This is a genomic window from Streptomyces sp. NPDC127084 (assembly GCF_042724175.1).
Classification (GTDB): domain Bacteria; phylum Actinomycetota; class Actinomycetes; order Streptomycetales; family Streptomycetaceae; genus Streptomyces.
The window spans coordinates 9,467-16,554 of the sequence record NZ_JBHXFA010000151.1; the positions used below are offsets into that span (position 1 = coordinate 9,467).

General features: G+C 69.1%; 7 protein-coding genes and 1 tRNA gene. 6 read left to right on the forward strand and 2 right to left on the reverse strand.

The genetic code is table 11. From position 1 onward, the window contains the following. The first annotated feature begins 125 nt into the window (after window positions 1-125). Entirely contained in the window at window positions 126-1,181 is a 1,056-nt protein-coding gene (locus tag ACFWI9_RS27555; protein WP_387166007.1) for a UDP-N-acetylmuramate dehydrogenase, read from the forward strand. A gap of 286 nt (window positions 1,182-1,467) precedes the next feature. On the opposite strand, the gene ACFWI9_RS27560 is transcribed toward ACFWI9_RS27555, so the two are convergent. Continuing rightward, on the reverse strand, window positions 1,468-2,487 hold the full coding sequence (locus tag ACFWI9_RS27560; RefSeq protein ID WP_387166009.1) for an adenosine deaminase: 1,020 nt from the start codon (window positions 2,485-2,487) through the stop codon (window positions 1,468-1,470). Between the two features lie 166 nt (window positions 2,488-2,653). Continuing rightward, the gene (locus tag ACFWI9_RS27565; protein ID WP_387166011.1) at window positions 2,654-3,880 is read right to left on the reverse strand and encodes a pyridoxal phosphate-dependent aminotransferase; all 1,227 of its coding nucleotides are present in this window, start codon (window positions 3,878-3,880) and stop codon (window positions 2,654-2,656) included. A 241-nt stretch (window positions 3,881-4,121) separates the two neighbouring features. Between ACFWI9_RS27565 and ACFWI9_RS27570 the strand changes: the two genes are divergently transcribed. The 5 genes from ACFWI9_RS27570 to rplA all read left to right on the forward strand — a co-directional run bounded on the left by ACFWI9_RS27570 (window position 4,122) and on the right by rplA (window position 7,020). Continuing rightward, window positions 4,122-4,194 (forward strand) — tRNA-Trp (locus tag ACFWI9_RS27570). Between the two features lie 106 nt (window positions 4,195-4,300). After that, complete coding sequence (secE, locus tag ACFWI9_RS27575) at window positions 4,301-4,588, forward strand: preprotein translocase subunit SecE (RefSeq protein ID WP_387166013.1); 288 nt, start codon at window positions 4,301-4,303, stop codon at window positions 4,586-4,588. Between the two features lie 75 nt (window positions 4,589-4,663). Beyond that, on the forward strand, window positions 4,664-5,587 hold the full coding sequence (nusG, locus tag ACFWI9_RS27580; RefSeq protein WP_387166015.1) for a transcription termination/antitermination protein NusG: 924 nt from the start codon (window positions 4,664-4,666) through the stop codon (window positions 5,585-5,587). Window positions 5,588-5,783: 196 nt separating this feature from the next. Beyond that, on the forward strand, window positions 5,784-6,218 hold the full coding sequence (rplK, locus tag ACFWI9_RS27585) for a 50S ribosomal protein L11 (RefSeq protein WP_067282281.1): 435 nt from the start codon (window positions 5,784-5,786) through the stop codon (window positions 6,216-6,218). Between the two features lie 79 nt (window positions 6,219-6,297). Continuing rightward, window positions 6,298-7,020: a 50S ribosomal protein L1 gene (gene rplA / locus ACFWI9_RS27590; protein ID WP_387166017.1), complete on the forward strand. Its 723-nt coding sequence runs from the start codon at window positions 6,298-6,300 to the stop codon at window positions 7,018-7,020. Window positions 7,021-7,088 lie beyond the last annotated feature (68 nt).

Genomic DNA, 7,088 nt, shown 5'->3' on the forward strand with positions numbered 1-7,088 from the left:
CGGGGGCCCGCCCGGGGCGCGCGGCGCCACCCGCGCATGGTGCCCCGGGGGTCCTGAACCCCCCCGCGAACGGGACCGGGGCCTGCGGTCCGGCCCGCCGCGGCCCGGACCGTAGGCTTGTGCCCGTGCAGGAACTCCACGATGCCCCGCTCGCCCCGCTGACCACCTTCCGTCTCGGCGGCCCGGCCGCCCGCCTCGTCACGGCCACCACCGACGAAGAGGTGATCGCCGCCGTCCGCGAAGCCGACGCCACCGGCACCCCGCTGCTGCTGATCGGCGGCGGCAGCAACCTGGTGATCGGCGACAAGGGCTTCGACGGCACCGCCCTGCGCATCGCCACCACCGGGTTCCGCCTCGACGGCACCTCGCTGGAGCTGGCGGCGGGGGAGGTGTGGACCGACGCGGTGGCCCGCACCGTGGAGGCCGGGCTCGCGGGCATCGAGTGCCTCGCCGGGATCCCCGGCTCGGCCGGTGCCACGCCCATCCAGAACGTGGGGGCGTACGGCCAGGAGGTCTCCAGCACCATCACCGAGGTGGTGGTGTACGACCGCCACGACGACGAGGTCGTCACCCTCCCGAACGCCGAATGCGGCTTCTCCTACCGCCACAGCCGCTTCAAGGGCGACCCCAGCCGCTATGTCGTGCTGCGCGTCCGCTTCGAACTGGAGGACGCGGGCGGCCTGTCCGCACCGGTCAAGTACGCCGAGACGGCCCGCGCCCTCGGCGTGGAGCCGGGTGACCGCGTCCCGGCCGCGACCGCGCGCGAGACCGTCCTCAAGCTGCGCGCGGGCAAGGGCATGGTCCTCGACCCGGAGGACCACGACACCTGGTCCGCCGGCTCCTTCTTCACCAACCCGATCCTGACAGCGGCGGAGTACGAGACCTTTCTCACCCGGGTCCGCGAGCGCCTCGGCGACGACATGGCCCCGCCCGCCTACCCCGCGGGCGACGGCCACACCAAGACCTCGGCGGCCTGGCTGATCGACAAGGCGGGCTTCGTGAAGGGCTACGGCACGGGCCCGGCGCGTATCTCCACCAAGCACACCCTCGCCCTCACCAACCGCGGCACGGCCACCACGGAGGACCTGCTGGCCCTCGCCCGCGAGGTCGTGGCCGGGGTGCGGGACGCCTTCGGAGTCACTCTCGTCAACGAGCCGGTGACGGTCGGCGTCAGCCTCTGAGCCCCATGAGGCCGCGTGGCGGCCCGGCGTTCCTTCCCCTCGGTGCCCGGAAATCTCCTGGAACCTCCTGGGCGGCCCAGGTTGTCGAGTGGGTGAGCAGTCCTCACAGGAGGACCCGCATCCAAGGAGGAGCGTTCATAGGCGACAGCAGTTCGCCGATGTGCGCGTGAGGTGCCGAACGCCCCGCCCACCAGCCCTGCCACGGACCGGTGGCGCGCGGCACATCGACGGTGGCGCGACACCTCGGGTACCGGGACCGAGGTGCCGCGCCCCGGCGCCTGTCCGCTTACCCCTTCACCCAGGCATCGATCCCCGCCAGCAGCCCGTCCCGCACCTTCTCCGGCGCCGCCGACCCCCGCACCGACTGCCGGGCCAGCTCCGCCAGCTCCTCGTCCGTGAACCCGTGGTGGCGCCGTGCGATCTCGTACTGCGCGGCGAGCCGCGAACCGAACAGCAAGGGGTCGTCCGCACCCAGCGCCATCGGTACGCCCGCGTCCCACAGGGTCCGCAGCGGTACGTCCTCGGGCTTCTCGTACACCCCGAGTGCCACGTTCGACGCCGGGCACACCTCGCAGGTCACCCCCCGCTCGGCGAGCTTGCGCAGCAGCCGGGGATCCTCGGCGGAGCGGACGCCGTGGCCGATCCGGGAGGCGTCCAGATCGTCCAGGCAGTCCCGTACGGACGAGGGCCCGGTCAGCTCTCCGCCGTGCGGGGCGGCCAGCAGCCCGCCCTCGCGGGCGATCGCGAAGGCGCGGTCGAAGTCCCGGGCCATGCCCCGGCGCTCGTCGTTGGACAGCCCGAAGCCCACCACGCCCCGGTCCGCGTAGCGCACCGCGAGCCGCGCCAGGGTGCGGGCGTCCAGCGGGTGCTTCATCCGGTTCGCGGCGACCAGCACCCGCATACCGAGACCGGTCTCGCGTGACGCGCTCTCCACCGCGTCCAGGATGATCTCCAGCGCCGGGATCAGCCCGCCCAGCATCGGCGCGTACGACGTCGGGTCCACCTGGATCTCCAGCCAGCCGGAACCGTCCCTGACATCCTCCTCCGCCGCCTCCCGCACCAGCCGCTGGATGTCCTCCGGCGCACGCAGGCAGGAGCGCGCGATGTCGTACAGCCGCTGGAAGCGGAACCAGCCGCGCTCGTCCGTGGCGCGGAGTTTCGGCGGTTCGCCGCCGGTCAGCGCTTCCGGAAGGTGCACTCCGTACTTGTCGGCGAGTTCGAGAAGGGTGGTGGGCCGCATCGAGCCGGTGAAGTGCAGATGCAGATGGGCCTTGGGCAGAAGTGTGAGGTCTCGGACGCGCTCCATTGCAGGATCTTGCCGCAGACCCGGACCGTCAGGCACCCCCTTTCACCGATCGGGTTCTTGCCCGAACACAGAAACGGGCCCCCGGCCGTAGCCGGGGACCCGCAGCCTCAACACGGAAGAACACACGGAACGCGCACAACGCCGCAGAAGCGGAACCGCGAAAGCGTCAGTCCCGGGCCTCCGCGAGCAGCTTCTGCATCCGCGAGACACCCTCGACGAGGTCCTCGTCACCGAGCGCGTACGACAGGCGCAGATAGCCCGGTGTGCCGAACGCCTCACCCGGCACCACCGCGACCTCGGCCTCGTCCAGGATCAGCGCCGCGAGCTCCACAGAGGTCGTCGCGCGCTTGCCCCGGATCTCCTTGCCCAGCAGGCCCTTCACCGAGGGGTACGCGTAGAAGGCGCCCTCGGGCTCGGGGCAGAGCACGCCGTCGATCTCGTTGAGCATCCGCACGATGGTCTGGCGGCGGCGGTCGAAGGCCTCCCGCATCGTGGCCACCGCCTCCAGATCGCCGGACACCGCCGCGAGCGCGGCCACCTGCGCCACGTTGGAGACGTTGGACGTGGCGTGCGACTGGAGGTTGGTCGCGGCCTTCACCACGTCCTTGGGACCGATGACCCAGCCCACCCGCCAGCCGGTCATGGCATAGGTCTTGGCCACGCCGTTGACCACGACGCACTTGTCGCGCAGCTCTGGCACCAGCGCCGGGACCGAGGTGAACTTCGCGTCGCCGTAGACCAGGTGCTCGTAGATCTCGTCCGTCAGCACCCAGAGACCGTGCTCCAGCGCCCAGCGGGCGATCGCCTCGGTGTCCGCCTCGCTGTAGACCGCGCCGGTCGGGTTGGACGGGGAGACGAACAGGACGACCTTGGTCCGCTCGGTGCGGGCGGCTTCGAGCTGCTCCACCGAGACCCGGTAGCCGGTGGTCTCGTCGGCCACGACCTCCACCGGGACACCGCCCGCGAGGCGGATCGACTCGGGGTAGGTGGTCCAGTACGGAGCCGGGACGATGACCTCGTCACCCGGGTCGAGGATCGCGGCGAAGGCCTCGTAGATGGCCTGCTTGCCGCCGTTCGTCACCAGCACCTGCGCGGGGTCCACCTCGTACCCGGAGTCGCGCAGGGTCTTCTCGGCGATGGCCTTCTTGAGCTCGGGCAGGCCGCCGGCCGGTGTGTAGCGGTGGTACTTGGGGTTCTTGCAGGCCTCGATGGCGGCTTCGACGATGTAGTCCGGCGTCGGGAAGTCGGGCTCGCCCGCGCCGAAGCCGATCACCGGACGCCCGGCGGCCTTGAGAGCCTTGGCCTTGGCGTCGACGGCGAGGGTCGCGGACTCGGAGATCGCGCCGATACGGGCGGAGACCCGGCGCTCGGTGGGAGGAGTTGAAGCGCTCATGGGGCCATGCTCCCAGACCCGGCGTGGCCGGGGCGTGAGGGTTTCACGGAGCGGACCGGAAACGGCCGGGACCGATCGCATCGGAACCGCATCGGGACCGGTGGAGCACGGACACGGAACACGGACAGAGACCGTCGCGGAGCTATCTGTTCGACGCATGGCCTCTGACCACGTACACTCGTGGCTCGTTGGCCCTCACCGACCACCTCATCCGATGCGGTAGGTTTGTGGGGAACCACAAAGGGTCGTAGCTCAATTGGTAGAGCACTGGTCTCCAAAACCAGCGGTTGGGGGTTCGAGTCCCTCCGGCCCTGCTACACACACCTTCGCCAGGATGTGTGCGCATGTACGTACGTGAATGCACCGCCGTGCGGCTCAACCGGGCGCGGCACGGCCACGACCCGGAATCAGGTGAGAGACGTGACGGACGCCGTGGGGTCCATCGACATGCCTGATGCCGAAGACGAGGCACCCGAGGCCCGCAAGAAGGCCCGGAAGGGCGGCAAGCGCGGAAAGAAGGGCCCCTTCGGGCGCCTTGCGCTGTTCTACCGCCAGATCATCGCCGAACTGCGTAAGGTCGTCTGGCCTACCCGCGGCCAGCTGACGACCTACACCACCGTGGTGATCGTCTTCGTCGTCGTCATGATCGGCCTTGTGACTGTGATCGACTTCGGCCTTCAGGAAGCCGTCAAGTACGTCTTCGGCTGATCCCGCGGGAGGGCGCCTCACCTGGCGCCTTTTCGCATGTTCCACCCAATCTGTATCCAGGAAGAAGCAGCCACCGTGTCTGACCCGAACCTGAACGACGCCGTTGAGCCGCGTGTAGACGAGTCCGCTGAGGACGAGCTCGACATCGTCGAGGCGGCGGACGCTGTGGACCCGGACCAGGCTGAAGCTGCTGAAGCCGCGGCGGGCGAGGCAGCCGAAGAGGCCGCGATCCACATCGAGGACGAGGCCGTCGCGGTCGCCGAGGTCGATGAGGACGAGGCTCCCGACGACGAGGCTGACGTGGCCGACGAGGACGAGGCCGACGAAGCTTCCGACGCTGACGAGTCCGCCGCCGAAGCCGAAGCCGAGCCCGAGGCTCCCGTCGACCCGGTCGCCGCGCTCCGCGAGGAGCTGCGCGGTCTGCCCGGCGAGTGGTACGTGATCCACACCTACGCGGGCTACGAGAAGCGCGTGAAGGCCAACCTCGAGCAGCGTGCCGTCTCGCTGAACGTCGAGGAGTTCATCTACCAGGCCGAGGTCCCCGAAGAGGAGATCGTCCAGATCAAGAACGGCGAGCGCAAGAACGTCCGGCAGAACAAGCTGCCCGGCTATGTGCTCGTCCGCATGGATCTGACGAACGAGTCCTGGGGCGTCGTCCGCAACACCCCGGGCGTCACCGGCTTCGTGGGCAACGCCTACGACCCGTACCCGCTGACCCTGGACGAGATCGTCAAGATGCTCGCCCCCGAGGCGGAGGAGAAGGCCGCCCGCGAGGCCGCCGAGGCAGAGGGCCGCCCGGCTCCCGCCCGCAAGGTCGAGGTCCAGGTGCTGGACTTCGAGGTCGGCGACTCCGTCACGGTCACCGACGGTCCGTTCGCCACCCTCCAGGCCACGATCAACGAGATCAACGCCGACTCGAAGAAGGTCAAGGGCCTGGTCGAGATCTTCGGTCGCGAGACCCCGGTCGAGCTGAGCTTCGACCAGATCCAGAAGAACTGACGAGCCCCGACGAGTCCGTCGGCTCGTAGGTTTCCAAGGTTTCCGACCAGGTCAGAACGGCTCAATGCCGTTCTGACCTGTCGGTTTTTGGCCCCACGGCGATACCGGCTATCGTTGTGCGGTATGCCTCCATCCGGATGAGTCCGGTGGAAGTCATGCAGTTTCAGCAAACTCTCAACTGGACCCGGAGAGAGCAATGCCTCCCAAGAAGAAGAAGGTCACGGGGCTTATCAAGCTCCAGATCCAGGCCGGTGCGGCCAACCCGGCGCCGCCGGTCGGCCCCGCGCTGGGTCAGCACGGCGTCAACATCATGGAGTTCTGCAAGGCCTACAACGCCGCGACCGAGTCGCAGCGCGGTTGGGTCATCCCGGTGGAGATCACGGTCTACGAGGACCGCTCCTTCACCTTCATCACCAAGACTCCGCCGGCGTCGAGGATGATCCTCAAGGCCGCGGGTGTGGAGAAGGGCTCCGGCGAGCCGCACAAGACCAAGGTCGCCAAGCTGACGCGCGACCAGGTCCGCGAGATCGCCACCACCAAGATGCCCGACCTGAACGCCAACGACCTTGACGCCGCCGAGAAGATCATCGCCGGCACCGCCCGTTCCATGGGCATCACGGTCGAGGGCTGACAGCCCCGCAAGACCTCAGTGGCAGGGCCAGCGCCGGCCCGGACCACGACTCCACGCCTGAGACATCACAGGAGAAGAAGTGAAGCGCAGCAAGGCTCTCCGCAACGCGGACGCCAAGATCGACCGGGAGCGCAACTACGCCCCGCTCGAGGCCGTCCGTCTTGCGAAGGACACCGCCAGCACCAAGTTCGACGGCACCGTCGAGGTCGCCTTCCGCCTGGGCGTTGACCCGCGCAAGGCCGACCAGATGGTCCGTGGCACCGTCAACCTTCCGCACGGCACCGGCAAGACCGCCCGGGTCCTGGTCTTCGCGACCGGTGACCGTGCTGCGGCGGCGGAAGCCGCGGGCGCCGACATCGTCGGCTCCGACGAACTGATCGACGAGGTTTCGAAGGGCCGTCTGGACTTCGACGCCGTCGTCGCCACCCCGGACCTCATGGGCAAGGTCGGCCGCCTCGGCCGTGTGCTCGGTCCCCGTGGTCTGATGCCGAACCCGAAGACCGGCACCGTGACCATGGACGTCGCCAAGGCTGTCACCGACATCAAGGGCGGCAAGATCGAGTTCCGCGTCGACAAGCACTCGAACCTGCACTTCATCATCGGCAAGGTCTCCTTCGACGAGACCAAGCTGGTGGAGAACTACGCCGCGGCGCTGGAGGAGATCCTCCGTCTGAAGCCGTCCGCCGCGAAGGGCCGCTACGTCAAGAAGGCGACCCTGACCACCACCATGGGCCCCGGCATCCCGCTGGACCCCAACCGCACCCGCAACCTCCTCGTCGAGGAGGACCCGGCAGCGGTCTGAGCCCTCCGCTCACCCCGGTGACCGCGTCGCATACGCGTTCTTGGCACGGGCCCCGCAACCTTTCGAGG

Bases quoted from the DNA above. Each gene is read 5' to 3' on its own strand.
- ACFWI9_RS27565 (WP_387166011.1), bottom strand. From the start codon at position 3,880: ATGAGCGCTTCAACTCCTCCCACCGAGCGCCGGGTCTCCGCCCGTATC.
- rplK (WP_067282281.1), top strand. From the start codon at position 5,784: ATGCCTCCCAAGAAGAAGAAGGTCACGGGGCTTATCAAGCTCCAGATC.
- ACFWI9_RS27560 (WP_387166009.1), bottom strand. From the start codon at position 2,487: ATGGAGCGCGTCCGAGACCTCACACTTCTGCCCAAGGCCCATCTGCAT.